Raw genomic sequence first — 25,746 nt, 5'->3', positions numbered from 1 at the left:
TGCCGGATCTGTCAGATCTGTCGCAAGTCGAGAGGAAAGCTCGTAAGGACCGTCCGGCCGCCGTCGGTGGCCAGCACCATCTCCTCCAGCCTCACTCCGCCTCGGCCCGGAAGATACACCGCGGGCTCGATCGTGACCACGCTCCCGGCCGGCAGGACGTCGCGGGACCGCGCGTTCACGCTGGGCTTCTCGTGCACTTCGAGCCCCACTCCATGGCCCGTTCCGTGTCCGAACCGCTCTCCGAAGCCGGCTCCATCGATCACGTCCCTCGCCGCCCGGTCGACGTCCCGGGCCGCCACCCCCGCCTCGGTGACTGCGATCGCTTCCTCCACGGCTCGCCTCACCAGGGCGTGGAGCTCGCGCTGCCAGGGAGCCGGCGGACCGAGCGAGAACATCCGGGTCATGTCCGAGCAGTAGCCCCCGACGCTGGCCCCGAAGTCGACGAGCAGAAGGTCGCCTTCCAGCAGTTCCCGGTCACCCGGTCGGGCGTGCGGAAGCGCGCTGCGCGGCCCGGAGGCCACGATGGGATCGAACGGCAGAGAATCCGAGCCTCCGCTCCGCAACCTGAAGACCAGCTCGGACGCCAGCTCCCGCTCCGATACCCCCTCCTCGACGCACCCGATGAAGCCTGCCAGAGCCTCCTCGGCCACGCGCACCGCGCGCCGGATGTCCGAGACCTCTCCGTCGTCCTTCCGCATTCGGAGCTCGTCCACCAGGGCGCCCGCCGGCTCCCACATCACGCCGCCGCACGCCTCCCCGAGCGCCCGGCGATCGCGGACGCTCAAGCTCGCGTCCTCGAAACCGGCCCGGGAAACCGATCCCCACGACTTCAGACAGGCGGCGAGTTCGTCGAACAGGTCAGTCGACGTGATCCGGACCGAGATCTCACCCGGAACCTCCTCCGCCGCCTGCGTGCGATAGCGGAAATCCGTGATCAGAGCGGTGGACCCGGACTGCACCCACAGGAACGCGGATGAGCCGCTGAACCCGCTCAGCCACCGGATGTTGGGCCCGTGGCTCACCAGCAGTCCGTCGAGCCCCGCGTCGCGTAGACGCTCCCGAACCTCCCGCAGTCGAACGGCGTGCGGGTCCAGGCGGGCCGACCAACTCACTCGCCAGGCGCCAGATGCGAAACCAGGGCCCGGAGCCCCAGCCGGTAGCTCTCCGGTCCGAATCCGCTCACCACGCCCACCGCGACGTCCGAGATCAGCGAGTGGTGCCGAAAGGGCTCCCGCGCCCACAGGTTGGTCAGATGGACTTCGACGAAGGGAACGGCCGCCGCGAGCAGCGCATCGCGGAGCGCGATGCTGGTATGCGTGTACGCGGCCGCGTTGACCAGCAGCCCGTCCTGCCGGGAACCCACATCACGCACCCAATCTGCGAGCTCGCCTTCGTGGTTCGACTGGACGGCCGTGATCCGCGCCCCCAGTGCCTTCCCAAGCGTCTCGAGGTCATCCAGGATGCCCTCGAGATCCGAACGGCCGTACAGGCCAGGCTCCCGCGACCCGAGAAGGTCGAGGTTCGGCCCGTTGAGCACTCCGATGGACAGCGGCTCGTCGGTCACGCGTCCGGCTCCAGCGTCCGCAGCCACTCCTCGGCGAACCGGCTCATCGGCTCCGGATCGCTCTCCTGCGGAGCCGGTGCCGCTTCGGCCTCCCCACCCCCCGAGACCGGGACGTCCGGCGCGGGGGCGGAGCGCGGAGGTGCGACCGGCTCCGGCAGGCTCCGGGCCTTCTCCTCGCCGGCCCTCAGCATTCCCCGCAGCTCTTCCGGCCATGGCATCCCGGTTGGACCGGGCGCCGGCTCCGATCCCCCGTCGAGGTCACCTCCCCCGCCCGTACCGTCCCCGGACGGACGGTCGGCCTCCGTGACCTTCTCCAGGCGGGCGAGCAGCTCGGGGTCCTCCGGCGAGTCCCGCAGGAGCTCCCTGTAGATCTCGGCCGCCTCGCGATGAAGACCCTGCTCCGCGTACAGGTCGGCCATCGTACGGGTGAGCATGTCCGCGTCGCTCGACGGCTCCGGATCGTCCTCCTCGCCGACGTCCTCGTACCACCAGGTGTCCTCCGCGCGGACGGTCTCGGGAACCTCTCCATTCAGGATCGCCTCGACGACCTCGTCCTCCGGTCGGGGAGGCGAGAGATCCACGGCTGAATCGTCCCACCAGTCCTCGGGACCCTCCACGGCCTCCCCGGTCTCCTCCTCCGGAGCGGAGGGGGGGAGCTCTGCCGGTTCCTCGGCCGGAGCTTCCTCACGCGGCTGTGAATCGGCGGCTGCCTCCCTCCGCTCGATCGCGCCCTGCAACTCGCTCACCTTCCGCTCGACGTCCCGGTCGGTCGGGTCGATCCCGGCCAGCCGCTGGTACCAGTGCAGAGCTTCTTCGGGATCGCCTCGCTCCTCGGCCAGGGCGGCCAGCTCGCGAATGGCGACCAGGTTGGCGCCGTCGAGCTCCAGCACCCGCCGGAAGCACTCCAGAGTCTCGTCGATCCTGCCCAGGTCCCGGAAGGCACGGGCCCGCACGATGTGGCCACTGGGATAGTCGGGATGACGGCGGAGACCGTCCTCGAGCACGGAGAGCGCCCGATCGGGCTGTCCGGCCTTGCGGTACGCGTCGGCCAGCCGCGCGAAGACGAGGCTCTCGGGCTGGCGCCTGTACTGCTCTTCGAACCGCTGGATCTCGTCGGCGGGGGATTCCGGTCCCATGTACCTCTTCGTCCGCTCTGAAAGCCGAGGGCGTCCAATGCTCGGGAACGCAGGAAGGTACCCGGCGCCGTTCGCCAGTGTCAACGTGAGAGCGGCGTGTCCCGTGTTGCCTGCTCCGGGCCGTGGAAATAGGTTTTGCTGCTTCCATTTTCGACGGCGTGCCGCGAAATCGGGGTCCACGTGCCCCGATTTCTTGCGGTCTGAGGATACGGTCTGGCCCGCGTCGAGAGGCGCGGGACACGGAAGGAGTCGGTAGTCGTATGATGATGCGCTCGATTCGGGCGAACACGAAGTGGATCATGCTCTTCCTGGCCGTGGCATTCGCGGCCTGGCTGGTGCTGGACTGGGTGCAGAGCCGGGACACGCAGGCTTCCACCGGGGCGAATCCCGTGATCGCCGTGATCAACGGTCAGGAGATTCGATACATTCAGTGGAGCAACACCCTGGAGGTCGCTCTGAACAACGCCCGCGCCGCGAACGCGGGGGCGGTGATGACCGATGAAGAGACTCGCCAGGTCGAGCGTGCCGCCTGGGATCAGCTGATCCGCGACGTTCTCATCCAGCAGGAGATCGATCGTCTCGGCATCGAGGTGACGGATGCGGAGGTACAGCAGGCGTTCCGCCTGTCCCCTCCCCCGGATCTCATGCGGTACCCGGCGTTCATGACCAACGGCGTGTTCGACTACGCCAAGTACCAGCAGTTCTTCTCCGATCCCAGCGTCGACGATCAGCTTCTGCTTCAGATCGAGGCCTACTACCGTCAGACGCTGCCGCGGGCCCGATTGAGTCAGATGTTGCAGCAGGGCGGCGCCATCAGCGATGCCGAGCTGTGGCGCGAATTTCGCGACCGGAACGAGACCGCGACCGTCACCTTCGTGACCGCGCCGGCGGACCCGGGCCTGTCGATCGAGATTCCCGAGCCGGAGCTCCGGGCCTACTACCGGGAGCACATCGACGAGTACGAGAGACCCGCCACGGCCTCGATCAGCATTGTGAACTTCCCGACGACCCCGGGACCGCGAGACACGGCGTACGCTCGGGCGAGGGCGGACTCGATCCGGACGGACATCCTGAACGGATCGATCACCTTCGCCGAGGCGGCCGCCGAAGCGTCCGCAGACCCGGGCAGCAGCGAAATCGGCGGGCAGCTCGGCCGCTTCGGGCCGGACCAGCTGCTTCCCGCTTTCGCCGATGCCACGGCCGATCTGGACCTCGAAGGTGTATCGGAGCCGGTCCCGTCGCCCCAGGGACTGCACCTGCTTCAGGTGACGGAACGGACCGCGGACACGGTCGCCATCTCCCACATTCTGATTCCGATCGAGCTCTCACCGGACGGCGAGGACGAGCTGTACGACCGCATGGACGACTTCGAGGGCGTCGCCCTGATCGACGGCCTCGCCGCGGCCGCGGACTCCGTGGGCGTGGCCATCGCGACGGATGTCACGGTGACGGAGGGATTCGACTTCGTGCCGGGTGCCGGCGCACTGGGTGTGGCCGTGGACTGGGCGCTGGATCCGTTGAACCCGCTCGACGAGGTCAGCGAGTACTTCCAGAACGCGACCGGGTATCACATGATCGAGGTGCACGGGCGCACGCCGGCCGGCACCTACACCTTCGATGAGGTACGCGAGCAGGTGCGAGAGACTCTCGCCCGTGACCGTCGTCGTGAGGCCCTCATCGAACAGGCCCGCAGCCGGTGGGCGACCCTGCCGCAGGGCACGACCCTGGAAGAGGCGGCGGAGCGCCTGGACTGGGCGCTGGCTTCGGCCGGTCCCTTCAACCGCCGTCAGTTCGTGAACGGGCTGGGCCGCAACACCGAGGCGATCGGAGCGGCGTTCGCGGCCGATCCCGGCGAGGTCGTCGGACCGCTCGATGCGGGAGAATCCGTCGTGCTTCTGAGGGTCGACGTGCGATCCCAGGCGAACCCCGAGATGTTCGTCGCCGTCCGGGAACAGTTGCGGTCCCAGATGCAGCTGCAGCAGGCGCAGATGAACGTCACCGAGTGGATCGAGGGACTTCGGGAGACGGCCACGATCGTCGATCGGCGGGACCGGCTGAATCAGCGAGCCGCGGCTGCGGGCCTGTAGGTCCCGGCAGGGCTCAGGAAGCAGGATGAGAGGCGGGGCGCCGATTTCGGCGCCCCGCCTCTTCGCACATCAACCGTCGCCGAGCGCCCGACTCAGGCCCTCGGCTCGGCCTCCTTCCGGGCTTCCTCCTGGCTCGCCCCTTCGCTGGCCTCGCGGACGGTGTCGGAGCCGCTGATCTCCTTCACCTCCTTCTCGACCTCCTTGAGCGAGCCCTTGAACTCCCGGATCCCCTTCCCGAGCGAGCCACCGATCTCTGGCAGTCGGCGCGCACCGAACAACAGCAGCACGATGAAGAGGATGATGAGCATTTCCCACATGCCGAGATTGCCGAACATGGCGCGTCCTTCCTGTGTCAGTGGCCTACAGCAGAGACCTGGCGAACCACGCGAGTAGTAATATGCCCACGACGCTGAGAATGTTCAGTCGAATGACCAGCGGACCGATCGTCATGGCGACCACCAGGAGATCGATCGTGAGCGGACCGAGCGAAGCGGCCACCGTGGTCACGAAGAACTCGCGAGCCGCGCTCGCCGGCAGGGCGAGCGCCATGAGCTCGGTGAGAAGCGCTCCGAGCAACATCCCGCCCGCCACGACCAGCGCGACCCGCTTGGCCGACGGCCTTCGTCTCCCTCCGAAATCGACGGTCATTTGCTGCGTCCCACGACGAAGTCCACGGCGTGATCGAGGATCCGGACGGCAGGCTCGTCCGGCAGAGTGCTCAGACGCTCCTTCGCGGCCGCCGCATACTCCCGGGCTTTCTGCTGCGCATACTCGAGTCCGCCCGCCTGCCTCACCAGCTTCACGATATGGGCGATCTGATCCTTGGACGGATGCGGATCGGCGAACACCTCTTCGACCGCGGACCGGCCTGCCGAATCCAACCGGGGCAGCGCCGCGATCAAGGGCAGCGTCACCTTGTGTTCCCGCAGGTCCAGGCCGGTCGGCTTCCCGGTGATGTCGGGCGTCTGCGTGTAGTCCAGCAGATCGTCGGTGATCTGAAACGTCATTCCGAGGTCCCGCCCGTATTGGGCCAGTCGTTCCCGGTACGCCGGCTCACCGAACATCGCGCCGAGCTCGCAGGAAGCGCTGATCAGCGATGCGGTCTTGCGATCACAGAGAAGGTAATAGTCCTCCTCGCTGGCTCCCAGAGCGTCGTGCGCGGCGAGCTGCCGCATCTCGCCGATCGACATGCGGTTCGAAGCGTCCGCGAGCAGCCGGACCGCCTCGATCCGTCCGAGTCGGGTCACCTCGACGAGCGCCCGGGAGTAGAGGTAGTCCCCCATGATCACCGCGACCTGGTGGCTCCACCGGGAGTTCACCGTGGGCATCCCCCGGCGCTCCGGAGAGTGATCCACCGCGTCATCGTGTACCAGGGTCGCCACGTGCATCAACTCGACCACCGCCGCCAGACGCACTGCCTCCGGGGCTGGAGCACCGCCGACCGCGTTGCAGAGAAGAACGAGGGTGGGACGGAGCATCTTGCCTCGTGCCGAGAGCACGTAGTCGCTGATCTCGTTGACCGCTCCGAAGTCCGCCTCGACCATGCCTCCCAGCTCGGCCTGCACCTTGGCCAGCCGGGAAGCGATCGGCTCCTGGAGTCCCTCGAGAGTCGGTATGGCAGCGTCGAGCATCGGCCTCCCCGGTCGTTGACGCCCGCGACCGCTCTCCGGCGCGGGATCGACCGGATTATACCGTCACGCGGGAAGTGTGGACAACAGTTGCGCGGCCTCGGCGTGCGAGGCGTCGATGCTCAACACCCGCTCGAACGTCGAGCGCGCCGCGCTCGCGTCCTCCGACCTCAGGAGAGCGACTCCGAGCATGAAGATCAGGTCCACCTTGCGATCGTCGGAGGCCGGAAGGTCGGCCGCCCTGGTCAGGTGGCGTCGAGCCTCATCGTACCGCCTCAGCGAGAGAAGGCTCTTCCCGAGAAGCTCGTAGGCGGGAATGGCATCCTCCAACCCCTGCACTGCGATGTTCAGCTCGCGCGCCGCTTCCTCCCACATCTCCATCTGCTGAAAGGCGACGCCGAGCTCGTAGTGCGATTCGTAATCCGGCGGCGGCTCAGTCGAGTCAGGGGACTCGGCATCCCGGAGGTCCTCGAAGAGGTCATCGATCTCGACTCGGGGAAGGACCTGCACCTCGGGGTTTGCCGCGGGTGAAGCTTCGGCACCCGCCTGCGGAGTCTGTTCCACGCGCTGGCGCCGGCGGCGCTCTCGAGCGAGCTCGTCGGCGTCCACGGCAGCGATGCCCGCCCGCGCCTCGGCGTTCCCCGGATCGAGATCCAGGATGCGCCCGTACACGGTGCGCGCGCTCCGAAGACCGTTCTGGCGTCTGAGGCAGGCGGCCAGATCCAGATACGAGGATACCAGGAGCTCGCGATCGTTGAGCATGATGGCGAACTCGTTCTTCTGGTGGTGGAGCACCACGTCGTCGGGCCTCAATCCAAGAAGGCGGTCGACGGCGCGAATCGCGTTCACCGCGTCCCGGCGCTTCTCGAACAGCTCGAGCGCCCGGTAGTAGTGCGCCTCCGCCTCGTCCATCCGCCCCGCCGACCGCAGCCCCTCGGCCTCGCCCAGGAGCGCGGCGGCCTCATCTTCCGGTCCACCGGATCGCTGGAGGCCCGCCCCCTCCGCATTCTCCTTCGCAGCAGACGCGGAACCGGACGGCTCGGTCGATGTCGCTTCGTGATCTGCGACGTCCGGCGCGTCGACGGCAGCCGCGCCCGCCTCACTTGCAGCCTGGGGGACCTGCAGATCGACACTCTCGGACTCGGGAACCAGGTCTCGGATCATCTGTCGGTCCTTCTCGGGCACCCCCGCCCGGTCGAGGAAGTGTCGGCCGAGCCTCTCGGCCGCGCTCTCGCGTCCGTGCTCCATCAAACGAGCAAGGGCCTCGCGCAATGCGGGAGCGGCGATCCCGTCGGCCGCAGCCACCCGCTCGAGAGCGTCGAGCGCCTCTTCCCGAGTCGCCGGGCCGCCCCCCGTCGCGATCGCCAGGTCCTCCACGGCGTCCGCCACCAGGCCCATCCGCTCGTACGTGCGTCCGAGGTCCAGGTGCGCTGCATGATCCGTGCGATCCTCATCCGCAGCGCTCCGAACGCGGTGCTGGGCCAGCCGTGCCTGAAACAGCATGTCGGCCAGCTCCTCCTCGTCCCCTGCCGCCGGTTCAACGGCCACGGCCGACTCTCCGGGCGCCGCGATCGGAAGCAGCGAAGGTTCGATCGCGAGCTCGGTCTCCGCTCCGGATCCGTCCACGGACGGACTCGCCTGCCGGCACTGCTCGAGGAGAGCGCCGGCCGACGCTTCCAGGGCCGGGCTTCGAGCGGCCACGTCCAGCTCCGCTGCGGCTTCATCGATGAGGCCCATTTCCATGTAGGCCACGCCGAGGTCGTAATGAACCGCATGATCGGCATCGTCGACGGCCGCTTCGATCTGGGATCGGAACCGCTCCAGCACGTTCCGCATGTCGGGTCCGACCTCCGCGACCGGGAGAACCGCTGCGTCGTCACGGATGGGCGGAACTTCGACGTCAGCCGGGGGCTCGACGTCAGCCGGGGCAGCCGGCGGCTCCGGGGCAGGCGGCGGCTCCGGTGCAGCCGGCGGCTCCGGCTCGGCCAACGGTTCGTCGAACGTGTCCACGGAGACCTCGACTTCCGGTGGCTCGGGAGTCGCCGTGGCGCGCGCCGGCGGCCGTGAAGTCTCCCGGACCGGATCGGCCTCCGGATCCAGGTCCCGGATCCGGTCTCGAATGTCCTGGGCGTTCCGCCCCCCCGAGACCCGCGCCTGGTAGACGAGCCGCAGCTGGGCGACGGCCTGGGCCGCGAGGCCGGCGTCGACCAGCTGGTCCGCGAAGGCCGTTCGCAACTCCTCGTCCCCCGTGAGGGTCACGAGATCCTGTATGGTCTCGAGCGCCTCGCTGAGCCTGTCCTTCTCCCGCACCCGATCGGCAAACTTCAGGAACGCGCTCCTCGCCTCCGCCATCAGTCCGGTCGCCGCATGCAGACGCGAGAGTCGGCCGTACACCTCATCCCGGTCCGGAGCGATTCGCAAAATCTTGTTGCAGAGCGCGATAGCGGAGGTGTGCAACCCGTGCTCCGAGTAGAGGTCGGAGGCCTGTTCGTAGTACTCGACCGCCGCCTTCTGGTCTCCCTGTCGGAGGTACAGATCCCCGATGCGGTTGTAGACCCCGACGTCCACACCCGATCCACGCTCCTCCTCGACACGGATCGCGCTCTTGTACAGCTCGATCGCCCGGGCCCAATCCGCCCGCTGTTCCGCGCGCCGTGCCTCGTTTTTGAGCTGATGGTGTCGGGTCATTCGTTCTCGTCTTTCGGCCTTGTGATCCCTTCAGGTCTCCCTGGCGTCTTCCCGTCTGCCCATCCGTGGCCCCGGGGCGCTCGATGGGGGGCCTCGACCGCGGAATTCGACGCACCCTCCCCGGATCTTCCTTTCAAGAAGCCGGCCACGAAGCTCCGGCGCCGCCGATCAGTTGGTCTGCTGCCTGTAGTCGCCCCTGAGGTCGGGCGCATCGGTCAGGTGCACGCCCACGGAGAAGATGACGTTTCCGTTCGGCGCCCGGGCGAACTGGAAGGATGCCCGCCATCGGTGCAGGTCACGATCGAGGGTGATCAGCTGCTGGCCGAAGTCTCCGGTCGTGATGTTGTACTGGGTGGACCAGCGCACCGCCCAACCTGGCGTGGGGTGAAACGCGAGCGTGCCCGCCAGGGTCTGGCTTTCGAGTCCCCCTTCGGTCTGCGGCCGGACGAGGGAGTAGCGCACGCTGAGCGTCCAGGGCCCACCGCCTTCTTCCTCGAACGGGTCGGTGCGGTCCGCGTCGTAGAACTCCTTGAGCCCGCTGCGGGCGTCCGGCCCGGGCTCGATGTCCCTCCGACCGGAGGCGCGCTCGGCGGGAGATCTGCGCTCCGGCCCTCCCAGTCCGACCAGGTCTCCCAGACTGGTCCCCGAACGCAGGCTGAAGCTGAGAGCGATCTGCTGAAGGCTCAGGTTGAACTTCCGGTCCGCCCCCGTCCCCTCGAACAGGCGGTGGGTCATGTTGACCGTGAACCCCCGCAGCAGATCGGACGTGAGGTTGTTCGATATGGTGGGGGAGATCAGCGCCGGCTCGCCGAGCTTCGCTCGTTCGAAGTCGAACACGAGGGCGGAGGAATTGAGCGCGAGTAGCGTTACGACGCGGTCACGGGGCGGCATGGTGGGGGGACCCGTAAGGTCCACCTCCATGAGGCTGTCGGCGGGGAGACTGTCCCCTGCCGCCTCGGCCGCTTCCACCATCTGCTGCGCCCCACCCAGCTCCGGCGGCAGGTCGGTGCCCCGGCCCGGTGCCCCGGCTCCGGACTCGGCTCTCCCCCGCACCTTGGCCTCGAAGGTCTGGCGCAGGGTGAAGGACAGGGTGTTTCGCGCCTTGATGGAATCCACCGGAAACCCGGGGATGGAAGCGGTGGCGGAATCCACGCTCACGGAGGGCGCATACGCCCAGGAGAAGCCTGGCGAGAACTTGTGACGGACGCGGTTGAACGGCCCGAAGCCGGGATAGAAGCCGAATACGTCCGTGCTCAGGGTGGCACCGACGGCCATCTGCGTCGGGACGCTGACGAAGGAACCCGTATCCTCCGAGCGGAAATAGCCGCCGCTCCATCGGATGTTGGGACGCAGCGTCGTGGAGCCGATCAGGTTGACCTGATAGTCGATGCCCGCATTCCAGTCCAGCTGGCGGACGGTCTCGGCCGGGAGCTCCACCCCGGTGGAGTCTTCGTCGACGGTCTTCACCTCGTTGTACCGAGCCCCTCCCGAGAAATTCAGCTGCTTCAGGCGCAGCCCTCCGGAGAAGCTCGCGTTCGTGTTGTCCCGGTCCGTCGTCAGCGGCTCGCTGGTGCTCTGACGGCTGAAATTGCCGGAGCCGCTCAACGTCATGTTGTTGAACAGGCCTTCCCGCGAGCGGGGGGCCGCAAAGAGGGTGACCGGAGAGAAGCTGAGGCTGAATCGGGGTAGCGTGAGGTCGATCTTCTCGCTCGTCAGGAACTGACGGCGGCGGGCGGACACGGAGACGTTCGCGAACGAGAACCGGTGGTTCAGGCCCGCGTCCGAATCGATCGTCTGGGTCTGGAGAAGTGGATCGAACGTCTGGTCCTGGAACGTCCGTGTATCCTGCACGTAGCGCGCGGACACCCGCAGCGTGGTGGCGAGGCCGAGATCCTGGTCGTGGTTGAGCCCGAAGGTCAGGTTCTGGCCCGTCTCGCTGAACGTCTGACCGTACGCGACGCTCCCGCGGATGAATTTCTTCAGGAATCGGTACCGGAAGATGCCGTTGAGACGAGTGTAGTTGCCGCTGAACCAGTCCACCGACGCTGCGAAGTCCGTGTAATCGTTGATCGCCCAGTAGTATCCGAAGTCCGTGACGTTGCGACTCGTGCTTCCCGACGTCTGCACCACGTCGTTGAATCCGAATCGCGGCGGCAGGAGCCCGCTCCTCCTCCCGGGTCGGATGTCCTGTGCGAAGAACGGAAGCCAGAACACCGGCACCTGGCTCACGTAGAGCACCACCGGCCAGGCCACGATCACGTCCCGGTTGACGAGCTTGATCTCGCCCGCCTGGAACCGGTAGTGAGGCATCTCGACGTCGCACGAGGTGAACGCCCCGCTGGATGCGAAGACGGTGTCCTGCGCCTTGGGGATGACGTCGCCCACCACCCGCCACGTCGTCGCGCCCTGCGCGAACTGCGTCTCCGCGCCGAACACGGTTCCCTTGAGGCTCGCGAGATCGTAGTAGAGCAGAGAGTCGCTCTGCACGTCCTTCTGATCCGCGCCCACCAGCTCGATGTTGCCGATCGCCGACATGAAGCGGACGTTGCCGCGGTAGAGGATCGTGTCCGCCGTGAGCACGTCCGGCCCCCGGTTCACCTGCGCATCGCCGAGGAGGCCGATCCGCTGTTCCTCGACCCCCAGCCGCACCTCCTGGCCGCGGTACTCGAACACCATGAAGCCGGGAAGGTCTTTGAGCTGGCGAAAGATGTCGTCCCGAGCCGGATAGCCCTCGGTCTCGAGACCCTGTCGGCGGGCCTCGATGTCCACGCGGGGCATCGTGTCCGCGGCCACCCCGAGCGTGTCACCCGGAATCGTGTCGTCCGGTGCGAGCCCGGGCTCCCGCAGCAGTCGGTTCCGGTCGAGCCGATCGCGAAGATTCCGATCCGTCTCCTGGGCCGAGACGGACCCGGCGATCAACAGCAGGAGGGTGGCGAGCCATGCCGAACGGAGCGCGCCCATGGTGATCAGGAGTCGGGGGCCGGCTCCCCGGCCCTCGCACGGCCGCCCCCAACCATCCGCACGAGCCATATCGACAGCTCGTACAGCAGCACCATGGGCACGAGAAGCATGAACATCGTGCCGAGATCCGCGGGCGTGAGCAGGGCGGAAGCGAAGGCCAGGATGACGAGCGCGTGTCGCTGGTACTTCCGGAGCCCGGCGGGGGTCACGAGGCCCATGAAGCTCAGTAGGACCAGCACCACCGGCATCTCGAAGATGAGCCCGAAGGCGAGTATCAGCCGGGTCGCGAACCGCAGATACTCGTCGACCGTGATGATCGGAGTCAGGGTCTCGGCCTGAAAGCCGATCAGGAACCTCAGGCCGAGCGGCAGCACCAGGAAGTAGGCCATCGCGATCCCGAACAGGAAAAGCACGAACCCCACGCTGATGGCCGGAACCACGTATTTCTTCTCGTGCTCGTACAGAGCCGGCGAGAAGAAGGCCCAGGTCTGATAGGCGATCACCGGGAGGGAGAGGATGAAGCCGACGACGAACGCCAGCTTGAAGGTGATCACGACGGGCGTCGTGGGGCTCGTGTAGCGCAGCCCCTCGTCCGGAAGCACCTGGTTGAAGGGACGCTCGAGGATCTCGAGGATCCCGGCCTCCGTGACGAGAAAGAACCCGACGATCGACAGCAACACGAGGGCGACGAGACACCAGATGACCCGGCGCCTCAGCTCCTCGAGGTGATCCAGGAAGGGCATCTCCGCCGGGTCGGCACCCATACCGCTATTCGCTCTCGTCGGAGGCGTCGAAGAGCTCCTGCTGGCCGCGGGCCCTGTACCGCGCCCGCGTCACCAGCTCCCGAACTTCCTCCATGAACTCCGTCGTGTCCTGGAAGTTCCTGTACACGGACGCGAACCGCACGTACGCCACCTGGTCCGCTCCCTGCAGGTGCCGCATCACCAGCTCGCCGATCGCCTCGCTGCCCACTTCCCGGTCATCGAAGGCCTCGATCGACTCTTCGATCGAGTCGACCATGTCCTCGATCTCGGCCAGGGACACGGGGCGCTTTGCGCAGGCGATCCGTATGCTGCGAAAAAGCTTGTGGCGATCGTAAGGCTCGATCGTGCCGGAGGTCTTGCGGACGGTCAGCGGTTCCCGTTCGATGAGCTCGTAGGTCGTGAAACGCCCCCCGCACCCCAGACACTCGCGTCGGCGCCGGATGGCCCGACCGCCGCGGCTCAGTCGCGAGTCCACGACGCGGTCTTCGATGTGATCACAGGTGGGGCAGCGCACGCGTCCTCCTCGTCCGGGTTCGGCAACCCGCGATGGGACGCAAACCCCGGGCCGGCAGGGTCAGTTCCGGAGCCGGGTCAGCTCCCGCTCCGCGAGGTCGGCCTCGTCGCTGTCGGGATACCCCTGAACGACCCGACCGAAGAAGGTTCGGGCGTCGTCCACATTGCCCCGCTCGAGCTCGATCAGCCCGCTCTTGTACAGAGCCGTAGACGCCCGGCGCGAGTTGGGATAAAGCTCCAGGACTCTCGCGTACTCGACCAGGGCATCGTCGATGTCCCCGGCTTCGGCGAAGGTCTCCGCACGGAAGTACTGGGCATCCGGCGCCAGCTCGTGGGCCGGGTACTGTTCCAGGAACTGATCGAGTCCGTCGCGGGCTGTCTCGTACGAGCCCCGCCGGAACTGGCGCAGAGCGGCCTCGTAGAGGGCCTCCGGCTGACCGGTCGCCGCCGGAGCGACGGTGCTGTCACCTTCCGCGCCCGGCGACACCGCCAGCCCGGCGGCCGCGCCGGCCGCAGCCCCTCCCGCAAGGTCGGGCTGCGCATCCTGGAGCAGCGCCAGCTGCCGCTGCGTTTCTCCCGTCAGCGCGGTCAACTGGGTCACGGCGACGGCCAGATCCTCGATCTGCCTCTGAAGATCGACCCGTCCGGATATGTCACGGCGCTGCTGGACGCTCAGACTGTCCAGCAGCACCGATCGCAACTGCCTGATCTCCGTCATCAGGCTGTCCCTCTGGGCGCGGTCCGCCTGCATCTGCGCCTGCATCGTGGACTGAAGCTCAGCCACGTCGCTTTTCATGGCGCATCCCGCGCCCAGAAGGGCCAGAGAGCCCGTGATGATGACTCTACGAATCAAAGAGCGTCCAGGTTCTCGATGTCGAAGCCGGAGTTTCTGTTCATCGCCCAGGCATCCTCGTTCGAACCCTGCGCGATGGGCCGTTCCTCACCGTAGCTGACGGTGTTGAACATGTCTTCCGACAGGCCGAGGCTCACGAGGTAACGGACGGTGGCGTTCGCCCGACGCTGTCCGAGCGCCTGGTTGTACTCGATCGAGCCACGCTCGTCGCAGTTCCCCTCCACCGTGATCTTGACGTTCGGATACTGACGGAGCACGTCAGCCTTCGCCTGCAGCGTGGCCGCCGCGTCATCCCGGATGTTCGACTTGTCGAAGTCGAAGAAGATCCGCTGCTGGATCACGAGGATCGCATCGATCTTCGCGACCTGGGCGCCGGCCGAATTCGCGCACTCGGTGCCCGCGTAGTCGCGCATGGCCTGCTCGTACAGGCTGCGGGCCCGGTCGTAATTGCCCACGGCCATCGCCGAAGCGGCGTCCTGGCACAGCCGCGCGGCTGCCGCCTCGCGCTCCGCAGCGCGAACCGCGGCGAGGCTGTCAGCATCGGGCTCCGGCACCGTCTCGGCCACCACGGGGGGCGGCTCGGGCGCAGGATTCCCACCGCAGGCGGCAACTCCCACGGCGAGGAGAACCAGGAGAGCTGCGATCCTACCATTGAGACGCATCTTGACGCTCCTTTTGAGTGAGTCGCGAACTCCCGGATCGGGATGTCGGATCTCGTACAGTCGTGACGGTTGAGCTGGTCCCATCGGAACCGCTGTATTCTATAGTCCTCGCGGGCGCTTGCCAAGCGCTGCGCCCGCTTCATTTACGGCGTCAGCGTCCCGGGGGAAGCGGGTCCGACCACTGGGGCAGCTGGTCGACCTGATTCACGGTCACCGACCGCAGCCTGCCGCTCACCGTGTCGAGCACCCAGAGAGCGTAATAGCCGCGGAGAGTTCCCGCGAACACGAGATGCCGTCCATCCGGCGCCCAGCTCGGGTCCTCGTTGCTGCCCTGAGATGTCAGGATGCGGCGATCGGACCCGTCCGGGTTGACCGTCACGATCTGAAACCAGCTCTGCACCCAGGTGTGGTACGCGATTCGATCGCCCCGAGGAGACCAGTCCGGTGACGTCGCGTAGCCTCGCTCGCCGAACACGTACCGGCTCACGATGGCTGGATCCCCGCCCCGCTGAAGATCGAGAACGTAGATCTGGGGATTCCCGAGAGGTGTCGACGTGATGGCGATCGACCGACCGTCGGGCGAGTACGTCCCGCCCATGGTCTCTCCCGTCGAGGTGTAGGTGACGCGCCGGGTGCAGCAGAGCGGATCCCGCTGGATCTCGAACAGCTCCGTGTGGTCATCCTGGGTTCGACCGTACAGGATGCGCTTCCCGTCCGGAGAGTACACCGGGGTGATGTTCAGATCGCCGACGTCCGAGATCACCTGCTCCGCCCCGGTCACCATGTCCCTCTCGTAGATGACGGGTTTCCCGGATCGATACGACACGTAGGCGAGGAATCGGCCATCGGGCGAAAGCTCCGGCGAGAGAACGATGGCACTGTCGTGCGATGCGGCTTCCCGGGTCAGTCGCTGCAGGTTGTATCCGTCGCTGTCGATCATGAACAGGTCGGAGGCCGTGGGCGTCACCATACGCCGGAAGACGATGCGGGTCGCCGCGATCCCCGGCTCTCCGGTGGCCCAGAACACGACCTCGTCCGCCACACGGTGAACCGCCATCCGGAAGTCCGGCTGGTCCGGTCGGGGCAGGGAAAAGGCCTTGACCTCCTTCAGCTCCGAGAACACCACATCGTGGAGGCTCACCCGCAGCACCGGCTGCGCCGCGGTGCCGGTCAGCTCGGACACGACCAGCCAGACCGCTCCCAGCTGGTTCCACAGACCGTAGTTCACCGGACCCGCGGTCGGGAGGTCTTCCGGAACCGCGATGATCTGGAAGCGGTCGGCGTAGTCGAGGTCCCGGCGCAGGATCGTGTCCACACGGACCGCCATGTCATCGAGTCCGGCCTGAGACCCTACCTCGGTCATCACCAGTCCCGGCAGATAGCCCGGTGAATAGGTGATGCCCACCCGCACGTCGCCCGGGTCCTGGGCGCGCGCCGCGCCGGCCACGCAGAGCAGGCCGAACATCGCGAGCGCAATGGCAGATCGCTTCCGTCCCCTCATCACTCGACTCACCTCACAGAGAAGCTGGATCGAAGAAGAACGACACTCTGAGCTGATCGCGGGGCCACCCATCCGGCAGCGGTCCGAACGCCTTGGCCTTTCCCGCTGCCTCCACGGCGCCGCGGGCCTCGAGGTCGAAGGCCAGGTCGCCCGACCGCTGCACCCACTCGAGGTCGCTCGTCGATCCATCCCGGTGGATGGTGAACACGACCTCTGCACGAAGGTGGCGATTCCCGGTCGGCGGCCGCCAGTACCGATGGACCTGGAGAATGATGTTCTCCAGATACCTCGGGTCTACGAAAGCCGCACCCTCGAGCTGGACGTTGATCGGATCGTTCCCTTCCTCCGGGCCCCGCGCGGGCTCCTTCGACGGCTCGACGGGAGGAGGCTGCTCCACCACCGTAGGCACTTCGGTCCGCGGCTTCGGATCCGGGGTCGGCTCGGGCGGTGGCGGTCGATTCTCTTCCTCCGCGACCTTGGCCGGCTCCGGCTTCAGTCGCATCGGGGCGGTGGGGTCGGATGCGGCGACCAGGTGGACCCGAAACGTCTGCGCCGGAAGGGCTCTCGGAGCCATCCAGGCTCCGGCGGCTGCCATGGAGATCCCCACGGCCGCATGGAGGATCGTGGAGGCGATCACCGCCCCCGGCGGCAGCCGGTGCCGGGATCGGGCGCCGGTCGTCCAGCGTGCCTCGGCGCTCACGGGCCGCGGTCAGAATCCGGTTCGGCGATCAGGCTGACGGCATCGATCTCCGACTCCTTCAGCTTGCCGATCACCCAGAGAACCGCTCCATACGAAACGTCGCGATCTCCCTTCACGTACACCGTGGGGCCGCCGCGCTGCTCGACCAGCTGGACGATCGTGGCCGCGAACTCCTCGCGGGTGAAGGCATCGTCATCCACGAAGATCTGCCCCCCCCGATCGACCGTGATCACCAGACCCTCGGAAACCTGAAGCGGGGCAGAGGGTGCTTTCGGCACGGCGACCTCGACCCCTCCCTGCAGGATCGGCGCGGTGATCATGAAGATCACGAGCAGGGTGAACGCCACGTCCACCAGGCTCGTGACGTTGATTTCCGCCCGAACCTGAAGACCGTTCTCGGGTCCGCCCCCGAGACGACCTCCGATCATACCCGACCCTCCCTGGCCAGCGTTCCGACGAACTCGCTCGCAAAGCCTTCCAGCTCACCGGTGAACAGGCCCAGCTTCGCGGCATAGTGGTTGTAGGCGATGACGGCGGGAATGGCGACGGCCAGGCCGACCACGGTCGTCACCAGCGCCTCGGCGATCCCCGGCGCGACGGCCGCGATGTTGGCGGAGCCCTGGGAGGTGATCCCGATGAAGGAGTTCATGACTCCCACGACGGTGCCCATGAGGCCGAGGAGCGGGCTCACGGAACCGATGATGGCGAGCCAGGGCAGTCCGTGCGCCAGGTCGTCCCGCTCTTCGGCCAGCTCCTTCTCCAGCACCAGACGGAGCGTGTCCAGCTGGGCGGAGGAAAGACCCGGCGCCTCGTGTCCGTCCTCCCGCAAGGCGGTCGGACGCAACTCGGTGAAGAAGTTGACGCCCCGGCGGAACACCCGCGTGTACGGCGATTCGGCGAGCCGGGTGAGCGTCTGATACACGTCCCGCAGCCCGGTCGCCGCTTCCATACCGGCCACGAAGGAGTCGCCCTGCTGCCGCATCTTCCTGAATTCGGACCACTTCCAGAAGATCATCACCCAGGAGGCGAGCGAGAAGGCAGCGAGCACGATCAGGATGACCTTGGTGACCGGAGTGGCATGCAGGATGAGGTCCCACGGGCTTCCGGTCATCGAACGAGCTTGCTGAAGCCACGGCAGAACGGTGGGCGCCGGGATCATCGTCCGCCCTCCGCGATCCACGTGCATGTGGCCGCGAGTCCGTCCTCGAGACTCCCTTCGGGGCGCCACGACCGGCTCATCAGCTTCGCCGGCTGGAGGCTGTTCCGAAGCAGCTCACCCGGACGGGCCGGAGCCCTCTCCACGGGTACCTCGCGATCCGTGACCCTCATGATCGCTCTTGCAAGCTCGTTTACGCTGGTTTCCACACCCGTTCCCACGTTGAAGGCCACATCGTCGATCGTCTGCGCACCCGAGAGGTCGAGGGTCGCGGCCAGCAGGTTGGCCCGCGCCACGTCTCCCACATACACGTAGTCGCGCGTCTGTTCCCCGTCCCCGAACACAGTGATCGGTCGGCCCTCCAGAACCGCGCGCCCGAAGATCGCCACGACCCCGGCCTCGCCGTGCGGATCCTGCCGCGGGCCGAATACGTTGGAGTAGCGTAGCGAAACGCCTTCCAGCCCGTGGATGTGGCGATAGAAATGCAGGTAGTGCTCGCCCGTGAGCTTGCTCACGCCATAGGGTGACAGAGGCTGCTTCGGCGCCGTTTCCACCACGGGAAGGTCCTCGGGCTCACCATAGACGACACCGCCGGATGATACGTAGATGAACCGGCGGACGCCGCCCTGCACGGCGGCCTCCAGCAGATTCAACAGGCCCATGACGTTGATCGACGCGTCGTGCTCGGGCCGGTTCACGGAAACGCGAACGTCGATCTGCGCGGCGTGGTGGCTGATGAGATCGAAGCCGCCACCGCGTACGAGCTCCGCCGCTTCCGCAGAGCGGATGTCGGAGACGACGAGCTCGACCCCCTCCGACACGTTCTCCCTGCGCCCGGAGCTCAGGTCGTCCAACGCCGTGACCGACCACCCGTCCGCGGCGAAGACGTCACAGACATGGGAGCCGATGAAACCGGCTCCGCCCGTGACCAGTGCCCTCCCACTCTGTTTCGACATCCGCGTCCATCCTCGAGAAGTGCTCCGGTACCGGCCCGCGCGCCCTTCTGCACGGGGCCGCGGCCAAGCTATTTGCCGCCGCCGCGCGCCGAAAGACACCGGACCGGGATGAACGAAGCGTCCCGCCGGCCGGCGGGACGCTTCCTTTCCATCGGGGCCGGAGGCGAAGTGGCGCTACTGCGGCATGCGCTCCACCCTACGGACAGGGTCTCCCGGTCGCATGGCCGGATCCAGCACCTCGGTGACCCGCGCGGTCGACGTAGCCTGCGACGCGTGCACCACCCGGACCGTCGAGATTCGATCCTCCGCAAAGGCCGTCTCCGGGACCTGGCCGAGCGGAAACACGGCGACGAGGTCCCCCACGTGGATCCCGTCCGCGGTCCCGATGTCGAGAAACAGGGTTTCACCCGGAGCCAGGATCACCTGGTCCTCGGTGAACGCCAGAACGCTGCCCACCGGGCCGCCCTCCTCGGGCTCGGACTGTTCCCCCGGCTCGATCGAGAAGTCCTCGACCGGAAGCATGGCGTCTCCGACCCGATAGTCTCCGAACAGCTGTACGACCTCGGCCCGTGCGCTGTCCCGCGTCGGGTAGGTCCGGGTCACGCGCACGACGCCCACCGTATACAGCACGGTTCCTTCGTTCCCGAGGGTCCGGCCCCACTGAACGGCCTTGAGGCGGTCGCCGAGCGAGACGTTCGCATCGGTCAATTGCAGCACGATCTCGTCGTTCATCCGGACGGTCGTAGGCAGCTTGATATGGGGGTGCGCCTCCGCCACCACGCGCATCGTCACGCCCACCGGCTGTAAGCGGCTGGGGTCCGACACGATCGGCGCCCCGTGAAAGTCGCTCCCCGATACGACCCTTCGCGGCGCCGACTCGTCGATGGCGAGGTTGCCGTAGGCGGACGCCGTGGGATCCGATCGAAACACCGAGCCCTCCGGGTACTCTCCGGGCGGCCCGAACGAGCGGCCGGGCGTGGAGGGCGCTTCCTGATCCTGACGAACCCCGGGCTCGGCGCCGGCCGCAGGCGTGGCCCGAAGCCTCGCAGCCGAGCTCCTCGCGGAGGCCGGCTCTCCCCGGTCGCCTCCCGGGAGTCGCAGGGTCTCTCCGGGGTAGATCCAGTGCGGATCCTCGATCAGTGCGGCGTTGAGCCGATAGAGCTCGGACCAGCGGAACGGATCCGCCAGATAGCGTGCCGCGAGATCCCACAGGGTGTCCCCGGAACGTACCTCGTGGGTCGCATCGCTCTGCTGGGCGAAGGCCGGCGAAACCACGATCGAGCTGGCCGCCAGAACCGTCGCGAGAGCGCGGGTCACCCTGTTCATGTTCTGCCTCCTCAGAAGGGCAGGTCGTCCTCTCCGGCGAGAGCGTCGTCCGTGAAGTCATCCATGCTGGATCGGGACGGTCGCTGGGCACGCGGCTCCGAGTAGGAGTCGGCCCGGTCTCCACGACCCCCGAGCATGATCATCTCCCGCGCCCGGATATCCGTGAAGTAACGCACCTGCCCGTCCTGCTCCACCTGTCGGTACTCCACACTGCCCTCGATGTACACCCGGTCGCCCTTCTGCAGGTAACGCTCGCAGACGTCCGCGAGCTTGTCCCAGCAGGACACCCGGTGCCACTCCGTCTTCTCCTGCCGCTCGCCGCTGCGGTCCGTCCATTCGCGGCTCGTGGCGACGGACAGCGAAGCAACCCTCGTGCCGGAAGAGGTCACCCGGACTTCGGGATCGCGTCCGAGATTTCCAATCAACTGAATCTTGTTGAGAGAGCGTGACATCCTATCCTCTTATTATAATGATACATAGAAGAATCCAAGCCCGCGCGCGGAACCGAGTCCCACAACCCATCGAAACTAGACGGCGCTTCCTTCACGTGTCAACGCGCTCGATCGTGCAGATCCAGCCTCATCACGATCGCATCTTCCACCGGCTCCGAGTAGTACTTCTTTCGCACTCCGACGATTTCGAATCCATCCGTTTCGTACATGCGCCGCGCCACGGCATTGGTCTGCCGGACTTCGAGATAGAGGGATCGCGCCCCCCGCGCCTTCGCCACCCGGAGGCTCTCGCGAAGCAGATGTCTCCCGATTCCCGTCCCGCGCAGCTCCGGCAGGACCGCGATGTCCCCGAGCTCCGATTCGTCGGCCGCAAACCACAACACCGAGTATCCCGCTACCCTGTCGTTTCTCTCCGCGACCAGGAGCGCGGCACTCGGACGACGCATCAGCGCCCGGAAGGTGGCCTCCTCCCAAGGCGCCGTGAACGATCTTCTCTCGATATGCATGACCTCCGGCAGGTCCGCCGCCCGCATCCGACGGACCGCGATCGGGTCGGTGCTCTCCGGCCGCGGCAACGCTAGCCTCCCTGGCTTCGCTCGGCCCCCGGTGCCCGGACGTACCCCGGTTCCCAGGTCGCCGGATCGGGCACCCGGCCGGCATCCGGATCGGTCTCCGCCAGCCACAGCAGGGCCGAAGCACGCGGAGGCCACATCTCCGGGTCGGTCACGACTCCGCCGGCCGAACGAATCCGGTCTTCCGCCAGCCCCGCTCCATCGCCGGTGAACACCCACGCGGCCGGATCCTCCAGATCCTGCAGGACCTCCTCCACGGCCGAGGCCCTGGGGGCCAGCAACTCCTCGAAAGACGGATGAACGCGATATCCGCCGGCGTAGACCTGGCCCCTGCGGGCGTCGAACAGGCTGCACACCGGTCCCGAAGCGTTCGCTCCCACCGCGACCGCAGCGAGGCTGGAATACGCATACATCTCGAGGCCCAGGGCGTGGCACATGCCCTTGGCGAGCGATGCCGCGATGCGGACCCCGGTGAAGGACCCCGGTCCTCCGCCGACGACCACCGCGGCGAGATCCGAGGGGGTACGGCCGAAACGCTCCAGCACCGAGTGCACGGCCGGAAGCACCGTCTCGGAGCGCGTGGCGCGGACATCCAGCTGGATCTCGGCCAGGACGTCTCCGTCGGCCCCGAGCGCCACACTGCCCGTGGACGTGCTCGTGTCGAGCGCGAGGATCAGCATCCGCGCCCTTCCTCCTTCACGGGTGGGTCGGGAAGCGGGGGCGCCGACCCCCGCACGCTTCCAACGATCCGCCGTCGGGACGGATCGGGGAGGAAGTCCAGCCGGAGGTCCCAACGGTCCTCGGGCAGGTATCCCGCGGCGCGATCGGCCCACTCCACGAACACCACCTCCTCGCACTGGACCAGGTCCTGCCAGCCCATGTCCGAGAGTCCCTTCGGATCCTCGATCCGATACAGATCCGCGTGCCGAACCGCCGCCTCACCGGCTCCGAGGTAGAGGTTCACCAGAGTGAATGTGGGGCTCGGGATCGGTCCGTCGACGCCGGCCCCCCGGCACGCCGCTCTGGCAAGAGTCGACTTGCCGGCCCCCAGGTCGCCGTACAGACAGACGAACACCCCGTGCTCGAGGGCCGTTCGACCTACTTCCCTGCCCCATGCCTCGAGCTCGGGCTCGGTCGGCTCGAAACGGGTCTCCACGGATCCGAGCTCCGTCACCGGGACCCCCGGCGGCCCGGTCGGCCAGCACTCCGGGAGCGCCGGCGGCGTCCCCCGGCCGTGTCCATGGCGGTTTTCACCTCGAAGAGCTCGTCCCGCAGCCGGGCGGCCCGCTCGAAGTCGAGGGACTGGGCCGCCTCCTTCATCTCCGCCTCGAGGCGCTGGGCCAGCTCCGCGGGATCGACCCCACCGTAGCCCTCCCCCTCCGCCCCCCGCTCCGCGACGCGCGCGTCCGCCACGGAGGTGGTGAAGCGGATCTGCTCCACCGACTTCACGATCGATCGGGGCTCGATCCCGTGCTCTTCGTTGTATTCCGCCTGAATCGCCCGTCTACGGTCGGTCTCCCGGATGGCGCGCTCCATGGAGCCGGTGACCCGATCCGCGTACATCACCGCCATCCCGTCCAGGTTTCGGGCCGCGCGGCCGATCGTCTGGATCAGAGAGGTCTCGGAGCGCAGGAATCCCTCCTTGTCCGCGTCGAGGATCGCCACGAGAGACACCTCGGGCAGGTCCAGTCCCTCCCGCAGAAGATTGATCCCGACGAGCACGTCGAACACCCCGAGCCTCAGCTCCCGAAGGATCTCGACCCGATCGATCGAGTTGATGTCGCTGTGCATGTAGCGGACCCGGACCCCGCGCGACGCGAGGTACTCGGACAGATCTTCGGCCATCCGCTTGGTGAGCGTCGTCACCAGAATTCTCTCCGAGCGGGCCGTCCGCAGGCGAATCTCCTCGAGCAGGTCGTCCACCTGTCCGCTGACCGGCCGAACTTCGACTTTCGGATCGAGCAGACCGGTGGGACGGATCAGCTGCTCCACGATCACCCCTTCCGAACGGGTCAGCTCGTGGTCGCCCGGCGTCGCGCTCACGAAGAGTACCGAAGGGACGACCTCCTCCCACTCCTCGAAGTTGAGAGGTCGGTTGTCGAGCGCGGACGGCAGCCGGAAGCCGTATTCCACCAGCGTCGTCTTGCGGCTGCGATCGCCCGTGTACATGGCCCCGATCTGCGGGACCGTGACGTGCGATTCGTCGACCACCACGAGGAAATCCTCCGGGAAGTAGTCGAGCAGACAGTAGGGGCGATCGCCCGGCTCCCGTCCGTCGAAATACCGCGAGTAGTTCTCGATGCCGGGGCATACGCCGATCTCGCGCAGCATCTCGACGTCGAACCGGGTTCGCTGTTCGAGCCTCTGCGCTTCCAGCAGACGCCCGTCGCCGCGCAGGTCCATGAGCCGCGCTTCCAGCTCGGTCAGGATGCCATCGATCGCCCGCTGGAGACGATCGGGGTCCACCGCGTAGTGCGTCGCCGGAAACACGGCCGTCCGCGCGAGCGAAGCGATCGCCTTTCCGGTGATCGGGTCGATCTTGGTGATTCGCTCCACCTCGTCCCCGAACAGCTCGATCCGGACCGCCTGTTCCTCGTAGGCCGGAAGGACCTCGATCACGTCCCCGCGGACGCGGAAGGTCCCCCGCCGGAAATCGAGATCGTTGCGGCCGTACTGGATCTGCACCAGACCCGAGAGGATGTCCCGGCGGGTGATCCTCTGACCCACCTCCAGCGTGAGCATCTGGGAACGGTAGGAGCGCGGGTCTCCCAGCCCGTAGATGGCGGACACCGAGGCGACCACGATCACGTCGCGCCTCTCCATCAGCGAGGAAGTCGCTCGCAGGCGAAGCCGGTCGATGTCCTCGTTGATCGAGGCGTCCTTCTCGATGTACGTGTCCGTGGTGGGGACGTAGGCCTCGGGCTGGTAGTAATCGTAGTAGGAGATGAAGTACTCGACCGCGTTGCTCGGGAAGAACTGCTTCAGCTCCCCGTACAGCTGCGCCGCGAGCGTCTTGTTGTGGCTCATCACCAGGGTGGGGAGGCCGGTCTCCTGGATGACCCCGGCCATGGTGACCGTCTTCCCGCTGCCGGTGACCCCGAGCAGCGTCTGCCACCGCTCGCCCCGCCGAACCCCATCGGCCAGCGCCCGGATCGCCTCGGGCTGATCCCCGGTCGGCTCGAACGGAAGCTGGATGTCGAAGCGCTGTGACGTCACGGGCTCCTCTCTGGACGGTCCGGTCCGCGGGTCTCCGGCTCGTGCCGGATCCGCTTGACGGGACACGGCGCGCCGCTCACGTTGCGGCCTCGCTTTCGCTCGTACAAGGGCCGGACCGGGGACCTCATGATATCAAGCCTTCGCCCATCGATTGCCCTGCTGTCGCTCCTCGCGGCCACCGCCGCGTGTACGGGCGGGTCCTCACAGCACGAAGAAGAGCTCGCGCAGCTGAGGAGCGAGCGACGCGTCCTGATCAATCAGTTCTCCTCCGTTCAGGACGTCATCCGGAGTGCCCAGAAGCAGGCCCTGGAGGAACCCGGGGTCCGGCAGGCGCAGGACACCTTCAATCGGAGCCTGCGCGAGGTGGTCGCCCGAGACGATCCCGAGGCGGTCGAGCTGCTCGACCGGGCCCGGTCGGTGGGTCACGACCTCGAGGCGATGGCGAACCCGATCCTTCTCATGGAAGGCGAGGAGGACCCGCGGCCGACCACGCCGGAGGAGAGGGCCGCCGTGGCGGAAGAGCTGGCCACGGTGGAGAGACAGCTTCGGCCCGTGCTCACCCGTGCGTTCCAGGACCCCGCGGTGACGGAGGCGTTCGGCGTGTTGAGGGACAGCGTGATCGCGGCCATCCTCAGGATCGATCCGGAGGCCCAGCGGTCGATGGACCTGATGGCGGAAATCGAGTCCCAGGTGGCGGAGATCGACGCGAAGATCGCGCGTCTGTCCGAGTAGGCGGCTTCGCCGGCGGTCCCTTTCACCTCCGGGACCCGCGGATGCTCCTCGCTACACCTCCAGGGTCAGGTCGCTGTCGCCGAAGCTCTCCTTCCGCTCCACCGTCAGGACGCCTTTCACCCGGCGGATCTGCCGCACCACCTTCTTCAGGTGCGCGAGGTTCTCGACCTCGACCACGAACTGGCCGGTCATCCCGCCCTCGGTGGAATGGATGTCCGCCGACTGGATGTTGGTGCCCGTGTCGCTGATCGACCGCGCGATGTCGGCGAACAGCCCGTG

Annotated in this window: 26 protein-coding genes; 2 read left to right on the top strand and 24 right to left on the bottom strand. The window is 67.3% G+C overall.

Annotation, left to right across the window (positions count from 1 at the left end; translation table 11 throughout):
• Positions 1–11: 11 nt before the first annotated feature.
• The 3 genes from AC36XV_RS11305 to AC36XV_RS11295 are packed head-to-tail and all read right to left on the bottom strand — an operon-like array spanning position 12 to position 2,700.
• Positions 12–1,112 (bottom strand): M24 family metallopeptidase, encoded by a 1,101-nt coding sequence (locus AC36XV_RS11305; RefSeq protein WP_492203792.1) that lies wholly within the window; start codon positions 1,110–1,112, stop codon positions 12–14.
• Entirely contained in the window at positions 1,109–1,564 is a 456-nt protein-coding gene (gene aroQ, locus AC36XV_RS11300; RefSeq protein WP_492203791.1) for a type II 3-dehydroquinate dehydratase, read from the bottom strand. The genes AC36XV_RS11305 and aroQ overlap by 4 nt, the downstream gene beginning before the upstream one ends.
• Positions 1,561–2,700, bottom strand: a complete 1,140-nt coding sequence (locus tag AC36XV_RS11295; protein ID WP_492203790.1) for a tetratricopeptide repeat protein — start codon at positions 2,698–2,700, stop codon at positions 1,561–1,563. The genes aroQ and AC36XV_RS11295 overlap by 4 nt, the downstream gene beginning before the upstream one ends.
• A 260-nt stretch (positions 2,701–2,960) precedes the next feature.
• On the opposite strand from AC36XV_RS11295, the gene AC36XV_RS11290 reads away from it, so the two are divergent.
• The gene (locus AC36XV_RS11290; protein ID WP_492203789.1) at positions 2,961–4,787 is read left to right on the top strand and encodes a peptidylprolyl isomerase; all 1,827 of its coding nucleotides are present in this window, start codon (positions 2,961–2,963) and stop codon (positions 4,785–4,787) included.
• Between the two features lie 92 nt (positions 4,788–4,879).
• On the opposite strand, the gene AC36XV_RS11285 is transcribed toward AC36XV_RS11290, so the two are convergent.
• The 20 genes from AC36XV_RS11285 to uvrB all read right to left on the bottom strand — a co-directional run bounded on the left by AC36XV_RS11285 (position 4,880) and on the right by uvrB (position 24,735).
• Entirely contained in the window at positions 4,880–5,122 is a 243-nt protein-coding gene (locus AC36XV_RS11285; RefSeq protein ID WP_492203788.1) for a Sec-independent protein translocase subunit TatA/TatB, read from the bottom strand.
• A 25-nt stretch (positions 5,123–5,147) separates the two neighbouring features.
• Entirely contained in the window at positions 5,148–5,435 is a 288-nt protein-coding gene (locus AC36XV_RS11280) for a hypothetical protein (protein ID WP_492203787.1), read from the bottom strand.
• Positions 5,432–6,418, bottom strand: coding sequence for a polyprenyl synthetase family protein (locus AC36XV_RS11275; RefSeq protein ID WP_492203786.1), 987 nt, complete (start codon positions 6,416–6,418; stop codon positions 5,432–5,434). Before AC36XV_RS11275 ends, AC36XV_RS11280 begins: the two co-directional genes overlap by 4 nt.
• 63 nt (positions 6,419–6,481) lie before the next feature.
• On the bottom strand, positions 6,482–9,103 hold the full coding sequence (locus AC36XV_RS11270; protein WP_492203785.1) for a tetratricopeptide repeat protein: 2,622 nt from the start codon (positions 9,101–9,103) through the stop codon (positions 6,482–6,484).
• Positions 9,104–9,271: 168 nt separating this feature from the next.
• Positions 9,272–12,064, bottom strand: a complete 2,793-nt coding sequence (locus AC36XV_RS11265; RefSeq protein ID WP_492203784.1) for an LPS-assembly protein LptD — start codon at positions 12,062–12,064, stop codon at positions 9,272–9,274.
• A 5-nt stretch (positions 12,065–12,069) separates the two neighbouring features.
• A complete protein-coding gene (tatC, locus tag AC36XV_RS11260; RefSeq protein ID WP_492203783.1) occupies positions 12,070–12,828 on the bottom strand; it encodes a twin-arginine translocase subunit TatC in 759 nt (252 codons plus the stop codon).
• Positions 12,829–12,832: 4 nt separating this feature from the next.
• On the bottom strand, positions 12,833–13,342 hold the full coding sequence (gene nrdR / locus AC36XV_RS11255; RefSeq protein ID WP_492203782.1) for a transcriptional regulator NrdR: 510 nt from the start codon (positions 13,340–13,342) through the stop codon (positions 12,833–12,835).
• Positions 13,343–13,402: 60 nt separating this feature from the next.
• Positions 13,403–14,137, bottom strand: a complete 735-nt coding sequence (gene ybgF / locus AC36XV_RS11250) for a tol-pal system protein YbgF (protein ID WP_492203781.1) — start codon at positions 14,135–14,137, stop codon at positions 13,403–13,405.
• Positions 14,138–14,190: 53 nt separating this feature from the next.
• Positions 14,191–14,856, bottom strand: a complete 666-nt coding sequence (pal, locus tag AC36XV_RS11245; protein ID WP_492203780.1) for a peptidoglycan-associated lipoprotein Pal — start codon at positions 14,854–14,856, stop codon at positions 14,191–14,193.
• A 151-nt stretch (positions 14,857–15,007) separates the two neighbouring features.
• Positions 15,008–16,357 (bottom strand): hypothetical protein, encoded by a 1,350-nt coding sequence (locus AC36XV_RS11240; protein WP_492203779.1) that lies wholly within the window; start codon positions 16,355–16,357, stop codon positions 15,008–15,010.
• Positions 16,358–16,370: 13 nt separating this feature from the next.
• Complete coding sequence (locus AC36XV_RS11235) at positions 16,371–17,057, bottom strand: TonB C-terminal domain-containing protein (RefSeq protein WP_492203778.1); 687 nt, start codon at positions 17,055–17,057, stop codon at positions 16,371–16,373.
• Positions 17,054–17,485, bottom strand: coding sequence for an ExbD/TolR family protein (locus AC36XV_RS11230; protein ID WP_492203777.1), 432 nt, complete (start codon positions 17,483–17,485; stop codon positions 17,054–17,056). Before AC36XV_RS11230 ends, AC36XV_RS11235 begins: the two co-directional genes overlap by 4 nt.
• Positions 17,482–18,216 (bottom strand): MotA/TolQ/ExbB proton channel family protein, encoded by a 735-nt coding sequence (locus tag AC36XV_RS11225; RefSeq protein ID WP_492203776.1) that lies wholly within the window; start codon positions 18,214–18,216, stop codon positions 17,482–17,484. The genes AC36XV_RS11230 and AC36XV_RS11225 overlap by 4 nt, the downstream gene beginning before the upstream one ends.
• Complete coding sequence (locus AC36XV_RS11220) at positions 18,213–19,169, bottom strand: NAD-dependent epimerase/dehydratase family protein (RefSeq protein WP_492203775.1); 957 nt, start codon at positions 19,167–19,169, stop codon at positions 18,213–18,215. The genes AC36XV_RS11225 and AC36XV_RS11220 overlap by 4 nt, the downstream gene beginning before the upstream one ends.
• 174 nt (positions 19,170–19,343) lie before the next feature.
• Positions 19,344–20,495: a LysM peptidoglycan-binding domain-containing protein gene (locus AC36XV_RS11215; protein ID WP_492203774.1), complete on the bottom strand. Its 1,152-nt coding sequence runs from the start codon at positions 20,493–20,495 to the stop codon at positions 19,344–19,346.
• An 11-nt stretch (positions 20,496–20,506) separates the two neighbouring features.
• Positions 20,507–20,947: a single-stranded DNA-binding protein gene (locus tag AC36XV_RS11210; RefSeq protein ID WP_492203773.1), complete on the bottom strand. Its 441-nt coding sequence runs from the start codon at positions 20,945–20,947 to the stop codon at positions 20,507–20,509.
• Positions 20,948–21,045: 98 nt separating this feature from the next.
• Positions 21,046–21,522 carry a ribosomal protein S18-alanine N-acetyltransferase gene (rimI, locus tag AC36XV_RS11205; protein ID WP_492203772.1) on the bottom strand — a complete coding sequence of 159 codons (477 nt, stop codon included), beginning with the start codon at positions 21,520–21,522 and terminating at the stop codon, positions 21,046–21,048.
• A gap of 2 nt (positions 21,523–21,524) precedes the next feature.
• Positions 21,525–22,199, bottom strand: coding sequence for a tRNA (adenosine(37)-N6)-threonylcarbamoyltransferase complex dimerization subunit type 1 TsaB (gene tsaB, locus AC36XV_RS11200; RefSeq protein ID WP_492203771.1), 675 nt, complete (start codon positions 22,197–22,199; stop codon positions 21,525–21,527).
• Complete coding sequence (tsaE, locus tag AC36XV_RS11195; protein ID WP_492203770.1) at positions 22,193–22,693, bottom strand: tRNA (adenosine(37)-N6)-threonylcarbamoyltransferase complex ATPase subunit type 1 TsaE; 501 nt, start codon at positions 22,691–22,693, stop codon at positions 22,193–22,195. The genes tsaB and tsaE overlap by 7 nt, the downstream gene beginning before the upstream one ends.
• A complete protein-coding gene (gene uvrB, locus AC36XV_RS11190; protein WP_492203769.1) occupies positions 22,690–24,735 on the bottom strand; it encodes an excinuclease ABC subunit UvrB in 2,046 nt (681 codons plus the stop codon). Before uvrB ends, tsaE begins: the two co-directional genes overlap by 4 nt.
• Positions 24,736–24,861: 126 nt before the next feature.
• On the opposite strand from uvrB, the gene AC36XV_RS11185 reads away from it, so the two are divergent.
• On the top strand, positions 24,862–25,467 hold the full coding sequence (locus AC36XV_RS11185) for a hypothetical protein (protein WP_492203768.1): 606 nt from the start codon (positions 24,862–24,864) through the stop codon (positions 25,465–25,467).
• Positions 25,468–25,518: 51 nt separating this feature from the next.
• Here AC36XV_RS11185 and AC36XV_RS11180 read toward each other — a convergent pair.
• A partial coding sequence (locus AC36XV_RS11180) for an ACT domain-containing protein (protein ID WP_492203767.1) occupies positions 25,519–25,746 on the bottom strand: 228 nt, incomplete at its 5' end.

The organism is Candidatus Benthicola sp., from assembly GCF_058719085.1.
The sequence above is the reverse complement of the archived record's forward strand: the minus strand, read 5'-3'. Positions and strand labels throughout refer to the sequence as shown.